Genomic DNA, 19536 nt, shown 5'->3' on the forward strand with positions numbered 1-19536 from the left:
GTGCCGTGGGGTCCGCGAGGCGCGGGCGTTCAGGGGTGGGGCTCGGCTTCGAGACCGTCTCGGTGGCCGACGGCACCACGGGGATCGGTGCGGTGGGCGTGGGCGCGGGCGACGCGACTCACGGCTCCGCGACGCGGGGCGACGCGACCGACGGCTCCGCGACGGGTGCCTCCGCGGCGACCGTCGGGACGATGATGCTGATCGGCGTCGTGTCCGTGTGGACCGACTGCACCCGCACGCGCTTGGCCCGGCGCAACCACCGGCGCGCGCCCGGGGTCGCGAGCAGGCTGCCGAGCACGAGTCCCGCGCCGATCGCGAGGGTCGTCAGCATCGAGAACACGAAGTCGACCTCGGCGCCGTCGTTGCCGGCCATGAAGTTGAGCAGCGACGACGCGACGGCCAGCGACGGCAGCAGCGACCCGCAGAAGGCCGGCACGGCGATGACCGTCGCCGCCGTCCGCAGACGAGCCGCGGCCACGGTCGAGAGCGCTCCGAGCAGGGTCGCCGCGACGAACGTGGCCCCCATGAGCGGCAGGCCGAGCTGGCGCAGGGTGAAGAGCGAGAGGTTGCCGACCAGGGCGACCCCGATCGTGATCGGGATCATGCGGGCGGTCGACCCCTGCGCGATCGAGTTGGCCGACGCGGCGGCGAAGCTCGAGATGAGCGAGAGCCAGAGCGGCAGGGCCTGCAGGGTGATGTTCGTCGGGTCGACCTCGATGTCCGCGAACCGTGCGGTCACGGCGAGTCCGGCCGGGATGCCGCACACGACCCCGGCGACGATCAGCCCGATCACCAGGGCGCGGCCGACCGCCATCGACCGGAAGCCCGAGATCGCGTCCTGGGCCCAGGTGACGATCGTGGGGTGCGGCAGGACGAGGACGACCACGGCCGCGACCAACGCCGCCGCGCCTCCCGGGGTCAGCAGCCCCGCCCAGATGCCGAGCGTGCCGAGTGCGGCGGTGGACGCGGCCTGCAGGCCGATGACGAAGAACTGGGGGATGCCGCGGGCGGTCAGCCCTCGGCCGGACGTCATGATGCCGATCATCACCACGAAGGCGCCGACGGCGGCCTGCCACGTGCCGCCGGCCTGCAGCGTCACGGAGACGCCCAGCAGGCCCATCGCCAGGTCGGTCATCCATGAGGGCCACCGGGGCGGGGACTTCAACACCTCGACGAGGCCGGCCACCGCCTCGGTCATGTCGCGGTCGTCGTGCAGCAGGTCGTCGACGATCTGGTAGACCCTCGACAGCCGGTGCAGGTTCGAGCCCTCGGCGTAGATGACCCGGGTCTTGACCAACGGGTTGACGCCGGCTGGGGCGTACTGGATGGTGATCGCCGTGCCCGTGATGTCGAGCTCGAGCGGGGCCAGGTTCCACTTGGTGCTCACGGCCACGATCGCGACCTCGGTGCTGCGGACGTCGGCACCCGACGACAGCATGACGTCGCCCAGGTCGAGGCAGAAGTCGACGATCTGACGGGGCGAGTAGAGGTCGCCGCCGATGCCGTGCTCGGGCGTCGTGCCCTCGTAGATGGTGCCGCGCAGTCGCGCCCGGACGTCGCGCAGTTCGTGCTGGTTGACCAGTCGTGACTGGGCGGGCCCCTTCGGCCTGCCCTTCGGGGCCTTGGGCACCCGCGGCGGTCGGGGCTTGACCGGGGTGGGCCGCTCAGGGCGCCTGGTGTCCGACACGCTGACCTCTTCCTCGCTCACGACCGTCGGGCCGGGGCACCGCCGAGGCGGTCCCCGCGGACCCGTCCGTCGAGTCTAGGAGGCGCGGTGCCGGACGTCCGATCCCGTCGCGTCGAGCAGGTCGTCGCCCCTAGGACGCGTGGTCGGCGTCGTCGTCGTCGCCGCGCTCGGCCCGCGCCTCGCCCGCGTCGCCCCGCTCGCGTCCGGCGTCGGCCATGTCGCGGCGACCGTGGTCCGCACGCGTGGGGGCGTCGTCGCCGTCCCGCTCGGCGGCGTGCGCCCGGGCGTCGCGTTCGGCCTGCGCGACGAGCTCGGGGTCGTCGTCCATGTCGTCCTGCCCGCCGGCGAACGGCGACTGCGTCTGGGCCACGATGGCCTGCGAGGTCGAGCCGAGGATCACTCCCGGGTCGACTCCCTTCTCGTGGGCGAGGGCGGCGGTGAGGCCGGCCGCGAGGCTGCCGCCGGCGGTGCCGAGGGTCGCCATGACGTCCTCCTGTCGAGGCGTCAGCGGTTCGTCGGTCAGCTCGGCGACGACCTCGCGGAGGTTCTCGTCGCTGGCCTCGACGGCCTCGGGGTCGCCCTGCGTGATGGCCGCGGCCTGGGACACGATGGCGAGCGCGAGGGCCGCCGCCTCGTCTTCGGGCGTGCGACCGGTGGGCTCGTTCGTGTCCTGATCCATGGGCCGACCGTACGCCCGGGCCTCGTGCGGCCTGTCAGGCGGGAGGGGCGGGGTACGTCGGTGTGGACGCGCCGGCCGGGAATGCCGGGAGGCGCGATCGGCTTGGACCACGGATGAGCACCACCGAGACCCCCCAGACCGACAGCACCCGGCCCGCCGCCCCGACGGTTCCGGGCACCGCCCTCGTGGTGGGCGCCAGCGGCATCACCGGCACCGCCCTCGTCGAGCAGTTGACGCGCGAGGGGTGGGACGTCCTGGCCCTCTCGCGCCGCGCCTCCTCGTCCGACGGGGTGACGGGCATCGCCGCCGACCTGACGAGTGCCGAGAGCCTGCGCACGGCGCTGGCGGACGCGAAGCCGACCCACGTGTTCTTCGCCGCCTGGCAGAAGCGCGACACCGAGGCGGAGAACATCGCGGTGAACGGCGCCATGGTCCGCGACCTGCTGGCCGCCCTCGACCACGCCCCCGTGCGACACGTGTCGCTCGTCACCGGGCTGAAGCACTACCTCGGCCCGTTCGAGGCCTACGGCACGGGCGACATGCCCGACACGCCCTTCCACGAGGACGAGGAGCGCCTGCCCTACCCGAACTTCTACTACGCGCAGGAGGACGAGCTCTTCGCCGCCGCCGAGCGCCAGGGGTTCACCTGGTCGGTGCACCGCTCGCACACCGTCATCGGGTTCGCCGTCGGCAACGCCATGAACATGGGGCTGACCATCGCCGTGCAGGCCGCGCTGAGCAAGCGCCTCGGCCGCCCGTTCACGTTCCCGGGCAGCGAGACGCAGTGGAACTCGCTCGTCGACGTCACCGACGCGGGCGTCCTCGCCGAGCAGATGATCTGGGCCGCGACCGACCCCGCCGGTGCCGACGAGCCGTTCAACATCGTCAACGGCGACGTGTTCCGCTGGCGCTGGCTGTGGCCCCGCCTGGCCGGCCACCTCGGCATCGACCCCGCGCTCGTCGAGGGCTTCGAGGGCGAGCCGCGTCCGCTCGAGCAGCAGATGGTCGGCCTCGAGCAGGAGTGGCGCGACCTCGTCGCCGAGCACGACCTCGCCGAGCCCGACCTGTCGCGCGTCGCCTCGTGGTGGCACACCGACGGCGACCTCGGTCGCGACATCGAGGTCGTCACCGACATGGGCAAGGCCCGCGACGCCGGGTTCACCCGGTACCGCCGCACCGAGCAGGCGTTCGTCGACCTGTTCGAGCGCTATCGCGCCGCCCGCCTGATCCCGTAGGCCCCGATCCGCCGAGGAGGCGCGGTGCCGGTGGCGAGACCGGCGCCGCGCCTCCTGCCGTCTATGCCCGGGGGTCGGCGCGCTCGGCGTCGGCGATCGCGTCGCTCGGCACGGGCTTCCCCCGCCGCGACACGAAGGTCGCGAGCCAGAGGACGACGCCGATCGCGAGCAGGCCGCCGGCGATCGTGTACTGCTCGGCGCCGCGACCGGAGGACACCGGCAGCACCAGCCAGAGGCAGGCCACGACGCCGACGATCGGCAGGACCGTCCCCGCGCGGAAGTGCCCGTGCGACACGGTGTCGCGACGCAACACGAGGACGACGACGTTGACCAGGGCGAACACCGTCAGCAGCAGCAGGGACGTCGTGCCTCCGAGCACGGCCACGATCGGGGACTCGGGCGAGAGCGAGACGTAGCCGATCAGCACCAGGCTGAGCGCCGTTGTGAAGACGATCGACGCCCAGGGGGTCTGCCGCTTCCGGTGCACCCTGCCGAGGAAGCCGGGCAGCACGCCCTGCTTGCTCATGCCGTAGAGCAACCGGCTCGCCATCATCATGTTGATCAGGGCGCTGTTGGCGACGGCGAACATCGAGATGTACGGCAGCAGCCCGCCGATCGGGAAGTCCGGGGCGGCGGTGTTCACCACGGTGACCAGGGGGGTCTCGTTGTCGGCCAGGTCGCCGATCGGCACGATCGCCACGGCGCAGATCGAGACGAGCACGTAGATCACGGCGGTGATGCCGAGGCCGGTCAGCATGACCTTGGGGAAGATGCGGCTCGGGTCCTTGGTCTCCTCCGCCATGTTGACCGAGTCCTCGAAGCCGACCATGGCGAAGAAGGCGAGCGACGTCGCGGTGCTGACGCTCAGCAGCAGCGACTTGTCGCCCGGCGTCTCGAAGAGCACCACCTGGCCCCAGTCCGCGTTGCCGCCGGCGATGAACCAGAACCCGATCAGGATCACCATGACGAGGCCCGACAGCTCGATCAGGGTGAGGACGACGTTCGCCTTGACGCTCTCGCTGACCCCGCGGAAGTTCACGGCCATCACGAGCAGCATGAAGGCCATCGCGATCAGCATCACCGCCGAGTTCGACAGCTCGACGCCGATGCCCGCCGCCAGGTTGGCCGCGAACGCCCGTGAGGCCGTCGACGCGCTCGTGATGCCCGAACACATCACCACGAAGCACACGATGAACGTCACGAAGTGGATGCCGAACGCCTTGTGCACGTAGAGGGCCGCGCCGGCGGTCTGCGGGTACTTCGTCACGAGCTCGAGGTACGAGAACGCCGTCACGAGGGCCACGGCGAAGGCGACCAGGAACGGCAACCACGCCGCACCGCCGACCTCGGCCGCCACCTGCCCGGTCAGGGCGTAGACGCCCGTGCCGAGGATGTCGCCGACGATGAACAGCAGCAGCAGCTTCGGACCGATCGCCCGCTTCAGCTCGGTGGGGCTCTCGCCCGTGTCGGTCGTGGGCGGCTGCGCCTGGTTCGCGGACCGGGGGTTCGGGGGCTGCTGGTTCGTCGTCGACATGCTGACCTCCGGGGCGCATCGGTGTGTCTCGGGCGTTCCGGTCATCCTGCTCCCGCCGGAGCGGCAGCGGAAGAGGCGGCCGGACATCGTCACACCCCCGACACAGAGGCGGCGTCCGCCCGACACCAGGAGGCGCGTCCCCGGTCCCCGGGACGCAGGCGGTTCCCGAGCCACGCGTCGTACCCTGAGCCCATGTCGGTCCGCCTGTCCCCACCCGAGTCGTCGACGTCCGGCCCCGCACTGACGCCCGGCCCCACCGACCCGATGACCCCCCGCGCCGCCGGGCTGTGGGCCGCCCTCGCCGGCATCGTGTCGATGGCCGCGTTCCTCGCCGCCGCCGAGGTCGTCGCCCTCGTCACGGGACCCACCGGCAGCCCGCTCTTCGCCGTCGGCTCGGCCGTCGTCGACCTCGCCCCCGCCGGCGTGAAGGACGCCATGGTGTCCCTGTTCGGCACCGGCGACAAGGCCGCCCTCTTCGTGCTGATGGGCGTGCTGCTCGTCGTCATCACCGGCGCGGCCGGCTACGGCGAGTACCGCCGCCAGCCGATCGGCAAGATCGCCTTCGTGGCGGGCGGGGCGCTCGCCGTGATCGCGGTCCTGACCCGCGCGGACGCCGGCCAGGTCGACGCCATCCCGAGCCTCGTCGGCACCTTCGCCGCCGTGCTGCTGGTCGACAAGCTGGCCTCGCGCCTCCGTCGGTGGGTCCGTTCGACGTCGGCCGGGTGGGCGGAGCAGACCCAGCCCGTCCCGCCGTTGCGCGGGCCCGGTCTCGAACGCCGGTCGTTCCTCACGTACACGGTCGTGACCGGCGTGGCCGCCGTCGTCGTCGGCACGGGGGCCCGCGTCGTGAACGCCGGCCGGGCGAACGCCGCGGCCCTGCGGCGCGCCCTGACGCTGCCCCGCGCGAGCGTGACCGAGGCCGCGGTCCCGGCCGGCGCCTCCTTGGACGTCGAGGGCATCACGCCCTACGTCACGCCCGCCGCTGACTTCTACCGCATCGACACGGCCCTGCAGGTGCCGTCGATCGACCCGGCCGACTGGAGTCTGCGCATCCACGGCCTGGTCGATCGCGAGGTGACGATCTCGTTCGACGAGCTGCTCGCCCTGCCGCTCGAGGAGCACATGGCGACCCTCAGCTGCGTCTCGAACGACGTCGGCGGCGACCTCATCGGCAACGCGCTCTGGCTCGGCTACCCGATCCGCTCGCTGCTCGAGCGCGCGGGCCCGAACGGCGGCGCCGACATGGTCCTGTCGCGCAGCATCGACGGCTTCTCGGCCGGTACGCCACTCGACGTGCTGCAGGACGACGGCACGGACGCGCTGCTCGCGGTCGGCATGAACGGCCAGCCGCTGCCGATCGAGCACGGCTTCCCGGTGCGGATGGTCGTGCCCGGCCTGTTCGGCTACGTGTCGGCGACCAAGTGGGTCGTCGAGATGGAGGTCACGCGGTTCTCCGACGCCCAGGGCTACTGGACGCCTCGCGGCTGGGACGCCCTGGGGCCGGTCAAGCTCGAGTCGCGCATCGACGTGCCCCGCGACGGGGCCTCCGTCGACGCCGGGACGGTCTCGATCGCGGGGGTGGCCTGGCAGCCGCACACGGGCGTCGAGGCGGTCCAGGTGCGGATCGACGGCGGCTCGTGGCTCGACGCGACCCTGGCCGACTCGGTCTCGGCCGACACGTGGCGCCAGTGGGTCCATCGCTGGGACGCCGGGGCCGCGGGCTCGGGGTCGCACACGATCGACGTGCGGGCGCAGGGTGCGGACGGCACCTGGCAGCGCGAGCAGTACGTCCAGCCGGCTCCGAACGGGGCCGAGGGCTGGCACCGCGTGACCGTCGAGGTCGCCTGATCCGGCGGACGAGGAGGCGCGGGTGCCAGGGTGGGAGGTCGCGGCCCGTCCGCCGCGCGGCCCGCTCCCGGGGCCGCCGCCCGATCGAAGGGACCACCATGTCCACCACCGTCCACCTCGAACTGCACGTCGACCCCGCCCGGCTCGACCTCGCCCACGAGATCGCCCGCGAGACCCTCGTCGCCACGCGCGCCTGGCCCGGCTGCGAGGGGCTCGAGGTGCTGATCGACGACGCCGACCCGTCGGTCATGATCGTCGTCGAGACGTGGGCCTCGTCGGCCGACCACGACGCCTACGTCGCGTGGCGCGCCACGCCCGAGGGGGCCAACCGTCTGCCCGAGGTCTTGCTCGCGCCGCCGACCACGCGGACCTTCGCCGAGACGGTGTCGCTGGCCTGACGCCGGCCTCGGCCCGGCCCGGCTCGGGTCAGGCGTCGAGCAGGCCGCGGATGTCGTCGGCGGTGAGCGCCGCGCTGAACACGGCGTCGTCGTCCATCACGGCGTCGAAGAGCTGCGACTTCTGGGCCTGGAGGGCGAGGACCTTCTCCTCGATGGTGTCGTTCGCGATCATCCGGTAGACCATCACGTTGTCGGTCTGCCCGATGCGGTGCGTACGGTCGACCGCCTGGGCCTCGGTGGCCGGGTTCCACCACGGGTCGAGGATGAACACGTAGTCCGCCTCGGTCAGGTTGAGCCCGAACCCGCCCGCCTTCAGGCTGATGAGGAACGCGGGTGCGTCGCCGGTCTTGAACCGGTCGATCACCTCGGCCCGACGTCGGGTCGACCCGTCGAGGTACTCGAACGCGACGCCACGCTGGTCGAGCCGGGCGGCGACCTTGTGCAAGAACGTCGTGAACTGGCTGAAGATCAAGGCGCGGTGCCCCTCGGCGACCACGTCCTCGAGTTCGTCGAGCAACTGGTCGAGCTTCGCCGAGGGGATGTCGGCGTAGGCCTCGTCCACGAGCGAGGCGTCGAGCGAGAGCAGGCGCAGCAGGGTGAGCGACCGGAAGACGATGAACCGGTTGCGGTCGAGGTCGTCCATCAGGCCGAGCAGCTTCTGTCGTTCACGCTGCAGGAAGGCGTCGTAGAGGTCGCGGTGCGCGGGGTCGAGGTCGACGCGGAGGACCTGCTCCTGCTTGGCGGGCAGATCGGACGCGACCTGTTCTTTCGTCCGGCGCATCATCAGCGGTCGGATGCGCCGGCGGAGCTTCTGGAGCAGGTCGGGCGCCTCGCCCGTGGCGATGGGCTTGACGTAGTCGTCGGCGAAGCGGACGCTGCTGCCGAGCAGTCCGGGCGCCACCACGTGCAGCAAGGACCACAGGTCGGTCAGGCTGTTCTCGAGCGGCGTGCCGGTGATGGCGAGCTTGAACGGCACGTCGAGGTCGACCGCGCACCGGTGGGCCTGCGAGGCACGGTTCTTGACGAACTGTGCCTCGTCGAGGATCAGCCCCGCCCACCCTTCGGCCTGGTAGGCGGCGAAGTCGAGGCGGAAGAGAGCGTACGAGGTGACGACGACGTCGGCACCCCGGGCGAGGTCGTGCACCGAACCGCGTCCGCCCTTCGCCTGCGTGGCGGTCACGGCGCGGACGGTCAGCCCTGGTGTGAAGCGGGCGGCCTCGGCCACCCAGTTCGACACGACCGACGTCGGGGCCACGACGAGGAAGGGCGCGGGAGGAGCGCCGGGACCGTCGGCCGCGGCCGGGGCCGCCTCGGCCGTGGCCTCTGCCGGGTCCGTGGCCGCTGCCGGGTCCGCGGCGGCTGCCGGGCCGCCTGCCCGCATCCGTTCGGTCTCGCGCACGTGTGCGACGAGGGCGAGCGTCTGCAGGGTCTTGCCGAGGCCCATGTCGTCGGCCAGCACCCCGCCGAGCCCCTGCTCGTGGAGGAAGGCGAGCCAGGCGAACCCCTCGTGCTGGTACGGGCGGAGGGTCGCGTCGACCGTGGCCGGCACGGGGGTCGCCGTGGAGGCCGCGAGGCCGCCGGCGTCGGCCAGGGCCAGCAGCCCGCCGACCGACCGCTGCCACTCGGCGGCGGGCACCGTCTCGTCGGCGAGTTCGTCGAGCTCGGACCAGAGGCTGGCCTGGTAGCGGTTGATGCGGGGCGCGACCTCCCATTCGTCGAGTGCCGACGCCTCGTCGATGAGCCTCTTGAGCTCGTCGAAGGCCGGGTGGTCGAGGGACAGGTACGAGTGGTCGACCAGCAGCAGCTTCTTGCGCCCCTTCGCGAGGGCGGTGATGAGCGGCGTGAAGGGCACGGTCCGTCCCTCGACGGTGACCAGCACGCCGAGGTCGAACCAGTCGCGCTTGTCGGTCGGCATCGTGGTGATGGTCAGTCGGGGCTCGTCGGTCAGCTCGTGGTAGTCGGGCCGCGTGCCGACGAGGTCGACCTGCACGTCGGGTCGCGCCTCGAGTGCCGGCAGCGTGCCGGTTGCGAACTCGGCTGCCGTCACCCCCTTCAGCACCTGGTCGCGGGGGACGACGTCGAGCTCGGCCAGGTCGGGGACGGGGGAGTGGGCCGTCAGCGGTCGGGGTACCCCGTCGATCGTCCACCGCCAGGTCAGGCGGATCGTCTGCCCCTTCTCGAACCCGACGGTGAGCGTCAGCACGGGCGGCACGATCGTCGGGAACTCGATCGACGCGTCCGAGCTGACGACGTCGACGCGCCGGCGGAGGGTGGGGTAGTAGTCGCGGAGGAATTCGTCGGAGTCGGCGGCCGGGACCACGACCTCGGGCGTGATGGTCAGGAACCGCCGTTGCTCGTCGTCGAGCGGCCCCGCGGTCGGCGCGAGCGTGAAGGTCGGGGCGGGTTCGTGGGCGACGCACCACACCCCGTGGTCGGCGATGACGCCGGTCGACTCCGCGCGACGGGCCACGCCGTCGACGGTGACCCCGGCGGTCAGCAGCATCGAGCCGTCGTCGCCCCGCACCGCGTCGACCGTGACGCGGGCCTCGTCGCCGACGACGACGTCGGTCGCGCGCTTGCCCGTCACGAGCGAGATGCCCAGGCGACCGGCCTCGGCCAGCAGCGGCCACAGCAACGGGCTGGCGAAGTCGTCGACGAACAACCAGTCGGCGTCGCCCGGCGTGTAGGTCGAGACCGCCGACCGGTGGAGCGCCGCGAACTGGCCGAACCAGGCGTGCTGATCGGGCTCGATGGCCAGCCGGTTGAGTTGGTACGGCAGCGACGTCCAGGTCAGGTTGCCGCGCACCCAGTTGCCCGCGCCGCTCAGGGTGACCGGCCGTACGCCGAGTCGCTGCACCGTCGGTCCGCCCTGCCGCCGGGCCGAGGGCGCGACCGCGCGCCCCCGGGTCGAGTGCGCCCGGTCGCGCAGTTCGAAGAGCAGACCCATGCGCGTCGTCCGGACCGAGGAGGCGCGGGTCGGCTGCCCGATCGCCCCCACCGTCGACCGCCAGTCGCTCGCTCCCGTGCCGGACCGGGCCGCCCCGAGCGCGGTCACACCCCCGGTCGTCAGTTCGTCGACGGTGGGGGCCGGGGCGCTGCGATCGGCCACGGCCCGGGAGTTGCTCTGCAACAGCGTCGCCGCGACGTGCTTGCAGTCGCTGCCGATCGGGCAGGTGCAGCGGCTGCGGACCGGGCGGCTGTACTCGCCGCGGGTCGCCCGCAGGTCGACGACGACCTGGTAGGGCGTCGACTCGGCCCCTCGGACGGTGCCCTCGAGGCGCTCGTCCGCGGGGTGCCAGGCGATGTCGAGCACGGCTCCGTCGCGGACGTCTTCTTTCGCCCGGTTGAAGGCACGCGGCCCGACGAGCCGGATGACGTCGACGGCGTCGACCATCGGCACGGCCGTCGAGTGGACGGGGCCGTCGGCGTCGCCGTCACCGGCCGGGAAGCCGTCGTGCACGTCGCCCAGGTCCATGCCGCCCATGATGTCAGCCGCCGCCGACACCTCCGGCTCCCTCCCCAGGTGTCGTGGTCCTCCCCGGGATCGTCCGCCGGCCCCCGTCGTCCCGCCCCCAGGGCGTGCGTCGTCCACACCCCCGGACGCGTGGCTAGGTGTCGGGGCGCAGCGGTGCCACACTTGACCCGTGGGGCCCACCCCGCACCACCCCGTCGGCACAGCAGCTGGCCCGCACCACCCGCTCGTCCCGTCGCCCCGCGTCATCGTCCTGCCCGAAACGTTCCCGCCTCACCGGCACCGAGCCGTCGTCGCCCCGGTGCCTCTCACCCTGCCCGCACGCTCGAAGGGATCGGCACCCCGTGTCCATCGCCACGCCCCGCGACGCCTCGCGCCTCTCGCACCTCCGCGCCCTGCTCTTCGACCTGGACGGCGTCCTGACGCCGACCGCCGAGGTCCACATGCGCGCGTGGGCCCGCCTCTTCGGCGACTACTTCGCCGCGCACGACCTCGCGCCCTACACCGAGGCCGACTACTTCGAGCACGTCGACGGTCGGCCCCGTTACGACGGCGTCCGGGCGATGCTCGCGGCCCGCGACGTCGTCCTGCCCGAGGGGTCACCCGACGACGACCCCGAGGCCGAGACGGTGTGCGGTCTCGGCAACCGCAAGAACGCGGCCTTCGCCGCCGAGCTCGCCGAGAACGGCGTCACGCCGTACCCGGGGTCGGTGGCCTTCCTCGACCGGGCCCTCGCCGAGGGCGTCCGGGTCGCCGTGGTCTCCAGCTCGCGCAACGCCGTGCGGGTGCTCGAGGCCGCGGGCCTCCGCGACCGCTTCGACGTGATCGTCGACGGCGTCGTGGCCGCGGCCGAGGGCATCGCCGGCAAGCCCGCCCCCGACACGTACCTCGAAGGCGCCCGCCGCCTCGGCTTCACCGCCGACGACTGCGTCGTCGTCGAGGACGCGCAGTCCGGCGTCGAGGCCGGTCGCCGCGGTTCCTTCGGCCTCGTGCTCGGGGTCGACCGCGGCACGGGCGCGCAGACCCTGCTCGACTTCGGGGCCGACCTGGTGGTCGACGACCTCGGCGAGCTGGTCGAGGCGCTCGACCGAACCCGCGCCTCCTCGGCTCCGAATCCCGACCAGGCGACACCGGGCACCCCCTCGACCAGCAGCAGCACCACCGGCACCACGGAGGCACAGTCGTGAACCACATCACGTCCGACCCGCTCGACCGCTCGCGGTTCCCCGTCGACGAGTGGGCATTCGTCGAGGACGAGTACATCCAGGGCGACGAGGGCCTCACCGAGACCGTCTTCGCGGTCGGCAACGGGTACCTCGGCCTCCGCGGCAACCCCGACGAGGGGCGCGGCGGTCACTCGTTCGGCACCTTCGTCAACGGGTTCCACGAGACCTGGCCCATCCGGCACGCCGAAGAGGCCTTCGGGTTCGCCCGGGTCGGCCAGACGATCGTCAACGTGCCCGACGCGAAGGTCATCCGCCTCTACGTCGACGACGAACCGTTCGTGCTCTTCGAGGCCGACATCCTCCGCCACACGCGACGCCTCGACTTCCGCGACGGCGTCCTCACCCGCGAGATCGACTGGCGCACGCCCTCTGGCAAGCGCGTCCTGGTGACCAGCCGCCGTCTGGTGAGCTTCGAGGACCGCCACCTGGTCGTCATCGAGTACGAGGTCACGATGCTCGACTCGTCGGCGTCGCTGCTGATCTCGAGCCAGATCCTCAACCGTCAGGACATGGGCGACCAGTACCACGCCGGCATGCGGGCCGCGGCCGAGGCGTTCGACCCGCGCAAGGCCGAGTCGTTCGACGACCGGGTGCTGCAGCCCGTGCTCAACCGCAACGGCGGCACGCGGGCCGTGCTCGGCTACCGCACGACGAACTCGGGCATGACGATCGCGGTCGGCGCCGAGCACCGCATCGAGACCGACGCCGAGTGGGACCAGTCCTCGCAGATCGACGACGACATCGCCAAGCACGTCTACCGCGTGAAGGCGCAGGCCGGCCAGAAGGTCCGCCTGACCAAGACGATCACCTACCACACGAGTCGCGGCGTGCCGCCTCGCGAACTGGCCGACCGGTGCGACCGCACCCTCGACCGGGCCGCCGAGACGCCCACGGCCGAGATCTTCGAGCACCAGCGCGCCTGGCTCGACGACTTCTGGCAGCGCAGCGACGTCCAGGTCGCCGGCCAACCCGAGATCCAGCAGGCCGTCCGCTGGAACCTCTTCCAGCTCGCGCAGGCGACGGCCCGGACCGACGGTCAGGGGGTCGCGGCCAAGGGCGTGACGGGGTCGGGCTACGGCGGACACTACTTCTGGGACACAGAGATCTACGTCCTGCCGTTCCTGACGTACACCTCGCCCAACGTGGCCCGCAACGCCCTGCGGTTCCGTCTCGGCATGCTCGACGCCGCCCGTGACCGGGCCGTCGAGTTGAACCAGCGCGGCGCGCTGTTCCCGTGGCGCACCATCAACGGGCTCGAGTCGAGCGCGTACTACGCCGCCGGCACGGCCCAGTACCACATCGACGCCGACATCAGCCACGCCCTCAGCCAGTACGTCCAGGCGACCGGCGACGAGGACTTCCTGCAGAGAGGTGCCGTCGACATCCTCGTCGAGACGGCGCGACTGTGGGCCGACCTCGGCTTCTGGCGCTCGAACGGCGACCAGCGGTTCCACATCGACGGCGTCACCGGGCCCGACGAGTACACGACCGTCGTCGACGACAACCTCTACACGAACGTCATGGCGCGCGCGAACCTGCGGGCGGCCGTCCGGGCGGTCACCCGCCTGAAGGACGACTCTCCCGTCGCGTTCGACCGGATGGTCGACCGCCTCGGCCTCGAGGAGCACGAGATCACGGGGTGGCAGCTCGCCGCCGAGGCGATGCACATCCCGTACGACGACCACCGGGGCATCCACCCGCAGGACGCCCAGTTCCTCGACAAGGAGCTCTGGGACCTCGAGGCCACCCCGGCGAACAAGCGACCGCTGCTGTTGCACTACCACCCGCTGGTCATCTACCGCTTCCAGGTACTCAAGCAGGCGGACGTCGTGCTCGCGCTCTACCTGCAGGGCGACGAGTTCACGCCCGAGCAGAAGCTGCGCAACTTCGAGTACTACGACGCGCTGACGACGGGCGACTCGACCCTGTCCGGCGTCGTGCAGTCGATCATCGCGGCCGAGGTGGGCCACCACCAGCTGTCGCAGCAGTACTTCCTGTCGTCCCTCTACGTCGACCTGGCCGACCTGCACAAGAACACGTCCGACGGCGTCCACGTGGCGTCGACCGGCGGCATCTGGAGCGCGCTGGTCAACGGGTACGGCGGCATGCGCGACTGGCTCGGCTCGATCACCTTCGACCCGCGCCTGCCGGCCGACTGGGACGAGCTCTCGTTCCGCGTCGCGATCAAGGGCAGCCGGGTGCGCGTCGACCTCGCCCAGCACGAGATCGTCTTCACCGTCGAGACGGGCGATGCCGTGACGTTGTCCGTCCGCGGCGACGAGTTCCGGGTCACCCCCGAGGCTCCGGTGCGGGTGGCCCTCGAGGGCCAGGGGCCGCGCATCACCACGCGCGTCCCCACGACGAGCGACCTCCGCGGGCTGATGCGCGCCGACGGATCGGTCATCACGGCGTCGATCCCGACGATCAGCGTCGACCGCTACGACGAGGACGAAGCCGCGTCCTGACCGCCGCGACGTCCGTCGCCCGGACGACCCGCGCCTCCCCGGCCCCGAGGGCTGAGGAGGCGCGGGTCGTCCGGGCGAGGGGGTCGCGTCAGTGCACCGGGACCGGTGCGTCCACGGCGGGCGAGGCCGACGCGTCCACCTCGTCCGACTGCGGGACGCGGCGACGGAACAGCAGGGCCGCGATGACCGCGCCGACCGCGAAGAACCCTGCTCCCCACCAGTACGCCGTGGCGTAGCCGGTCACGGCGGCCTCGGCCGCGACGGCCCCGGTGGCGGGCAGGTGGTCGGCCACGTAGTTCGCGGCCGCGGTCGCCGCCAGGGTGTTGAGCAGTGCCGTGCCGATCGACCCGCCGACCTGCTGGCTCGTGTTGACCATGGCCGAGGCGACGCCCGCGTGTCCGCGGTCGACGCCGAGCGTGGCGGTCTGGATCGACGCGGGCATGATCGAGCCCATGCCGAAGCCCAGCACCATCAGGGCCGGCAGCACGTTGGCGGCGTACATGCTCTCGAGGTCGAGCCGGGTGAGCAGCAGCATGCCGACCACGCCGAGGGTCATGCCGAACGGCACCATGATCTTGGGCCCGAAGCGCGGCACGAAGATGTTCGTCGACAGCTGGGCCGCGAGGACGAGCATCGCGATCATGGGCAGGAAGGCCAGGCCGGTCTTGGTCGGCGTGTACCCGAGCGAGGTCTGCAGGTAGTACGTCACGAACAGGAAGATGCCGAACATGCCCGCACCCGCGATGGTCACCGACGCGTAGGCCGCACCCCGGTTGCGGTCGAGCACGATCGACAGGGGGAGCAGGGGGTGCTCGGCCCGGCGCTGCCACGCGACGAACGAGGTGAGCAGCACGACGGCCGCCGCCAGGAAGCCCCAGGTCAGCGGCGAGTCCCAGCCCTGCGTCTCGGCGTTCGAGAAGCCGTAGACGAGCGAGAAGAGCGCGCCGGAGACGAGCAGCGTGCCGGGCACGTCGAGCTTGGGTCGCGGTCCGGTGCGGGTGACGTGCGACACGAAGATCGCGGCCCCGACGATCGCGACGGCGGCGATGACGACGTTGATGTAGAGGTTCCAGCGCCACGAGGCGTACTGGGTCAGGAACCCGCCGAGCAGCAGGCCGATGGCCCCGCCGGCACCGGCGATCGCCCCGAAGACGCCGAACGCGCGGGCGCGCTCCTTCGGGATCGTGAAGGTCGTGGTCAAGACGGCGAGGGCGGTCGGGGCGAGCAGGGCGCCGAACGCGCCCTGCAGGGCGCGGGCGAAGACGAGCAGCCCGAAGGTGCCGGCCGCACCGCCGAGGGCCGAGGCGAGGGCGAAGCCGATCAGGCCGATGATGAACGTGCGCTTGCGGCCGATCAGGTCGCTGACGCGGCCGCCGACGAGCAGCAGGCTGCCGAAGGCGAGCGAGTAGGCGGTGATGATCCACTGCCGGTCGCCGTCCGAGAAGCCGAGGTCGGTCTGGGCGGCGGGCAGCGCGATGTTCACGACGGTCGAGTCGAGGACGACCATCAGTTGGGCGAGGGCGACGGTGGTGAGGGTCCACCAGCGCCGGGACGGCGGCGGGGTGGCAGAGGACGAGGAGGCGCGGGTCGCGCCGTCAGGGGAGGTGGAGGCCTGAGACATGAGCGCGAGCATATACGAGTCTCGCCAGTTTCGGATACAGGCAGTTTCGTAAACATCCGAGGTAGAGTCGCCCCCATGACCGACAGGGAAGGCGTGGCGACGACGCCCGCCGAGACCGACCCCGCGACCCCCTCGCGACCGGGTCGCAAGCGCGACCACAGCCGCGACCCCGAGATCCTCCGGTGCACCATCGACGTGCTCGCCGAGACCGGTTTCGAGGGCATGACCATCGAGATGGTGGCCGCGCGCGCCAAGGCCGGCAAGGCCACGCTCTACCGCCGCTGGGCCTCGAAGGGCGAGCTCGTCGTCGACGCGGTGGCCTGCCTCAAGCAGGGTGCCGTCGACCTCGACGGCCTGCCCGACACCGGCACGCTGCGCGGAGACCTCCTGGCGATGATCAAGCCGCACAGCATCGACGACGCCGAGAAGAAGATGCGGGTCATGGCGGGCGTCGTGACGATGCTCTCGACCACGCCCGAGCTGGCCGAGGCCGTCGACGCCGCGATCGTCCAGCCCCGTGCCGAGGCCAACCGCCTGCTGCTGCGTCGCGCCCTCGAGCGAGGCGAGATCGCAGCCGACACCGACATCGAGGCACTCGCCCTCGTCACCCCGTCGATGGTGTCGTACCGGGTGCTCGTCCTCCGGAAGCCCGTCGACCGCGACTATCTCGTCGGGCTCATCGACGGCGTGCTGCTGCCCGCCGCGGGGGTGCGCCAGACCGCTCGGGTCTGACTCCGCGGCCGACGGGCGGCGCCTCCTCGTGACCCGTTCATGTGAAATCCTCATGAAGAGGCGGGCAGAACCGGGCCACGCCCGTACTGTGCAGGCATGAGCGCAGAGCTGACGCTGGGGGCGGAAGAAGAACTGCACCTGATCGACCTCGAGACGGGGCGTCTGTCGGCCAGGGCGCCGCACCTCCTCGCCAGGCTGCCTGCCGACCGCTACGGGGCCGAACTGCAGCGCACCACGATCGAGACCAACGTCCCGGTCGTGACCACGCTCGACGACCTGCGGCGTGAGATCCTGACCCTCCGTCGGGACCTCGTCGAGGTGACGACCGCCGAGGGGCTCGCCATCGGCGCCGTCGGCACGGCCCCGCGCAGCGAGGTCGCCGACTTCGAACTGACCACGACCGGGCGCTACGGGCGCATGCACGAGCAGTACCGCCTGCTCGTCGACGAGCAGCTGATCTGCGGCCTGCAGATCCACGTGGGCGTCGCCGACCGCGACCTCGCCGTGGACGTCGCCGGGCGGATCGCCCCGGTGCTGCCCGCCCTGCTCGCCCTGAGCGCCAGCTCGCCCTACCTCAACGGGCAGGACACCGGTTACGCGAGCATCCGCTCGCTCATCTGGCAACGGTGGCCGAGCGCCGGGGCGACCGGCCCGATGGCCGACGCCGCCGAGTACGACCAGCTGCTCGCCGACCTCATCGGGTCGGGCGTGATCGCCGACAGCGGCATGGCCTACTTCGACGTCCGGCCCTCGAGCCACGCGCCCACCCTCGAGCTGCGCACCTGCGACGCCTGCCCGCTGGTCGACGACGCGGTGCTGATCGCCGGCCTCTACCGCGCCGCGGTGCGCCGGGCCGAGACGGACGTCGAGGCCGGCCGCCCCGCCCGGCACCGGGCGGCGCCGCTGCACCGGGCCGCGATGTGGCAGGCGGCGCGCAGCGGGCTCGCCGGCGAGCTGCTGGACCTCGAGCAGCACCCCTCGCGGTTGCCCGCGGCCGAGGCCGTCCGGCAGCTCGTGACCCGGCTGCGACCACAACTCGAGGAGTTCGGCGACTGGCAGACCGTGTCCGACCTCGCCGAGGCCACGCTCGCCCGGGGCAACTCCGCCGACCGGCAGCGCGCCGCCTTCGCCGAGAGGGGACGGCTCGACGACGTGGTCGACCTGGTCGTCCGCGAGACGCACGGCCCCGCCGCCGGGCTCGACGACCCGGCGCCGACCCTCGTGGGGTACCGGTTCCGTGCCGGCGACGAGGCGATCGGCCCGGGACTCCACCCCCGCCCGGCCTACCGGGACGTCGCCGGCTTCTTCCAGCAGCTCGGCGCGACGGAGGCCCGCGCCCGCGCCGTCGCGCGGGACGCCTGGTGCGAGCGGGCCGGTCTCGGGTTCGGCGTCGGCGGCGACCACCGGGCGTTCCACTGCGACCTCGTGCCCCGCATCGTCACGCGGCACGAGTGGAGCCGCCTCGAGGCCGGCCTGACCCAGCGCGCCCGGGCGATCGAGGCGTTCCTCCGCGACGCCTACGGTGAGCGCCGGGTCGTCGCGGACGGCGTGCTGACCCACGAGCAGGTCGTCGGCGCGGCGGGGTGGCGGACCGAGGCCACCCGGCTGCCCGCGGACGCCGTGCGCGCCGCGGTGCAGGGTTTCGACCTCGTGCGCGACGAGCTCGGTGGCTGGCGCGTGCTCGAGGACAACGTCCGCGCACCGAGCGGGGCCGCGTTCTCGATCGCCGTGCGACGGCTGCTCGACGAGGTGGTGCCGGACGCTCCGCGCCCGGCCGGGCTGCTCGACCCGACGAGCGTGTTCTCGGTGCTGAGGGCGACGTTGCTGGCGCACGCCGCGCCTCCTCGGGGCGGAGGCGAGCCGGTCGGCGCGCTCCTCAGCGAGGGCCCCGCGAGCCCGGCCTGGTACGAGCACCGCACCCTCGCCGAGGGCGCGGGGCTGCTGCTTCTGCAGGCCGACGACGTCGAGGTGCAGGAGGCGCGGGTCGTCGACCGCAGGACCGGCACCGTCGTCGACGCGCTCTACCTGCGGCTCGACCGCGAGCTGGTCGACGTGCACGCGCCGCACGACCCGTTGCTCGGCGAGCACCTGATGGACGTGGCGGCGGCGGGCGACGTCGTGCTCGCCAACGCCCCCGGCAACGGGCTCGTCGACGACAAGGCGATGTACTGCGCGGTACCCGACCTCATCTGGTACTACCTGGGCGAGCGTCCGCTGCTCGAGTCGGTGCCGACCTACCGGACGGGCGACCCGGCCGAGCGGCTCGCGGTGCTCGACCGGGTGGGCGAGCTCGTCACGAAGCCGGTCGACGGCGAGGGGGGTCGCGGCGTCCTGATCGGACCCTCGGCCAGCACGGCGGTCGTGGCCGAGCGTCGGGCCGAGATCGCCCGGGACCCGTCCGGCTGGGTCGCGCAGGAGGTGGTGACGTTGTCGTCGCACCCGACCCTGACCCCGACCGGGCTGCAGCCCCGGCACGTCGACCTCCGCTGCTTCGTGTACCTCACCGGCACCGGGGCGGGCGAGAGCGTGCTCGCCGACCTGGCGCTCACCCGCGTGGCGCCCGAGGGCAGCATGATCGTGAACTCGTCGCAGGGCGGGGGCGCGAAGGACACCTGGATCGTGGGCGTCTGACCCGTCGG

12 protein-coding genes are annotated in these 19536 nt (G+C 72.5%); 7 read left to right on the forward strand and 5 right to left on the reverse strand.

Annotation, left to right across the window (positions count from 1 at the left end):
• Positions 1-118: 118 nt before the first annotated feature.
• Both QRN23_RS08915 and QRN23_RS08920 read right to left on the reverse strand, forming a co-directional pair.
• Positions 119-1687: a threonine/serine exporter family protein gene (locus tag QRN23_RS08915; protein ID WP_285063307.1), complete on the reverse strand. Its 1569-nt coding sequence runs from the start codon at positions 1685-1687 to the stop codon at positions 119-121.
• A 130-nt stretch (positions 1688-1817) separates the two neighbouring features.
• Positions 1818-2366 carry a hypothetical protein gene (locus QRN23_RS08920; RefSeq protein WP_056044812.1) on the reverse strand — a complete coding sequence of 183 codons (549 nt, stop codon included), beginning with the start codon at positions 2364-2366 and terminating at the stop codon, positions 1818-1820.
• Positions 2367-2479: 113 nt separating this feature from the next.
• Between QRN23_RS08920 and QRN23_RS08925 the strand changes: the two genes are divergently transcribed.
• Positions 2480-3601 carry an SDR family oxidoreductase gene (locus QRN23_RS08925; RefSeq protein ID WP_056044810.1) on the forward strand — a complete coding sequence of 374 codons (1122 nt, stop codon included), beginning with the start codon at positions 2480-2482 and terminating at the stop codon, positions 3599-3601.
• 61 nt (positions 3602-3662) lie between these two features.
• On the opposite strand, the gene QRN23_RS08930 is transcribed toward QRN23_RS08925, so the two are convergent.
• Entirely contained in the window at positions 3663-5135 is a 1473-nt protein-coding gene (locus QRN23_RS08930; protein ID WP_285063308.1) for an APC family permease, read from the reverse strand.
• 192 nt (positions 5136-5327) lie between these two features.
• Between QRN23_RS08930 and QRN23_RS08935 the strand changes: the two genes are divergently transcribed.
• Positions 5328-6983, forward strand: a complete 1656-nt coding sequence (locus QRN23_RS08935) for a molybdopterin-dependent oxidoreductase (protein WP_350224699.1) — start codon at positions 5328-5330, stop codon at positions 6981-6983.
• Positions 6984-7081: 98 nt separating this feature from the next.
• Entirely contained in the window at positions 7082-7381 is a 300-nt protein-coding gene (locus tag QRN23_RS08940) for a putative quinol monooxygenase (protein ID WP_192123839.1), read from the forward strand.
• A 28-nt stretch (positions 7382-7409) separates the two neighbouring features.
• Here QRN23_RS08940 and QRN23_RS08945 read toward each other — a convergent pair whose 3' ends face one another.
• Positions 7410-10856, reverse strand: coding sequence for a DEAD/DEAH box helicase (locus tag QRN23_RS08945; RefSeq protein ID WP_285063310.1), 3447 nt, complete (start codon positions 10854-10856; stop codon positions 7410-7412).
• A gap of 341 nt (positions 10857-11197) precedes the next feature.
• Between QRN23_RS08945 and QRN23_RS08950 the strand changes: the two genes are divergently transcribed.
• Both QRN23_RS08950 and QRN23_RS08955 read left to right on the forward strand, forming a co-directional pair.
• Positions 11198-12040: an HAD family hydrolase gene (locus tag QRN23_RS08950; RefSeq protein WP_285063312.1), complete on the forward strand. Its 843-nt coding sequence runs from the start codon at positions 11198-11200 to the stop codon at positions 12038-12040.
• Complete coding sequence (locus tag QRN23_RS08955; protein ID WP_056044802.1) at positions 12037-14544, forward strand: glycoside hydrolase family 65 protein; 2508 nt, start codon at positions 12037-12039, stop codon at positions 14542-14544. Before QRN23_RS08950 ends, QRN23_RS08955 begins: the two co-directional genes overlap by 4 nt.
• A gap of 88 nt (positions 14545-14632) precedes the next feature.
• On the opposite strand, the gene QRN23_RS08960 is transcribed toward QRN23_RS08955, so the two are convergent.
• Positions 14633-16165, reverse strand: coding sequence for an MFS transporter (locus tag QRN23_RS08960; protein ID WP_285063313.1), 1533 nt, complete (start codon positions 16163-16165; stop codon positions 14633-14635).
• Positions 16166-16240: 75 nt separating this feature from the next.
• On the opposite strand from QRN23_RS08960, the gene QRN23_RS08965 reads away from it, so the two are divergent.
• Together QRN23_RS08965 and QRN23_RS08970 are read left to right on the forward strand one after the other, a co-directional pair.
• Positions 16241-16897 carry a TetR/AcrR family transcriptional regulator gene (locus tag QRN23_RS08965; RefSeq protein ID WP_056044801.1) on the forward strand — a complete coding sequence of 219 codons (657 nt, stop codon included), beginning with the start codon at positions 16241-16243 and terminating at the stop codon, positions 16895-16897.
• 96 nt (positions 16898-16993) lie between these two features.
• A complete protein-coding gene (locus tag QRN23_RS08970) occupies positions 16994-19528 on the forward strand; it encodes a carboxylate--amine ligase/circularly permuted type 2 ATP-grasp protein (protein WP_285063316.1) in 2535 nt (844 codons plus the stop codon).
• Positions 19529-19536: the final 8 nt, after the last annotated feature.

It is taken from the genome of Frigoribacterium sp. ME-P-080 (assembly GCF_030209595.1).
Lineage (GTDB): Bacteria > Actinomycetota > Actinomycetes > Actinomycetales > Microbacteriaceae > Frigoribacterium.

Coding starts and splice junctions, on each gene's coding strand:
- QRN23_RS08920 (WP_056044812.1), bottom strand. CDS start 2,366: ATGGATCAGGACACGAACGAGCCCACCGGTCGCACGCCCGAAGACGAG.
- QRN23_RS08925 (WP_056044810.1), top strand. CDS start 2,480: ATGAGCACCACCGAGACCCCCCAGACCGACAGCACCCGGCCCGCCGCC.
- QRN23_RS08930 (WP_285063308.1), bottom strand. CDS start 5,135: ATGTCGACGACGAACCAGCAGCCCCCGAACCCCCGGTCCGCGAACCAG.
- QRN23_RS08935 (WP_350224699.1), top strand. CDS start 5,328: ATGTCGGTCCGCCTGTCCCCACCCGAGTCGTCGACGTCCGGCCCCGCA.
- QRN23_RS08940 (WP_192123839.1), top strand. CDS start 7,082: ATGTCCACCACCGTCCACCTCGAACTGCACGTCGACCCCGCCCGGCTC.
- QRN23_RS08945 (WP_285063310.1), bottom strand. CDS start 10,856: ATGGACCTGGGCGACGTGCACGACGGCTTCCCGGCCGGTGACGGCGAC.
- QRN23_RS08960 (WP_285063313.1), bottom strand. CDS start 16,165: ATGTCTCAGGCCTCCACCTCCCCTGACGGCGCGACCCGCGCCTCCTCG.
- QRN23_RS08965 (WP_056044801.1), top strand. CDS start 16,241: ATGACCGACAGGGAAGGCGTGGCGACGACGCCCGCCGAGACCGACCCC.
- QRN23_RS08970 (WP_285063316.1), top strand. CDS start 16,994: ATGAGCGCAGAGCTGACGCTGGGGGCGGAAGAAGAACTGCACCTGATC.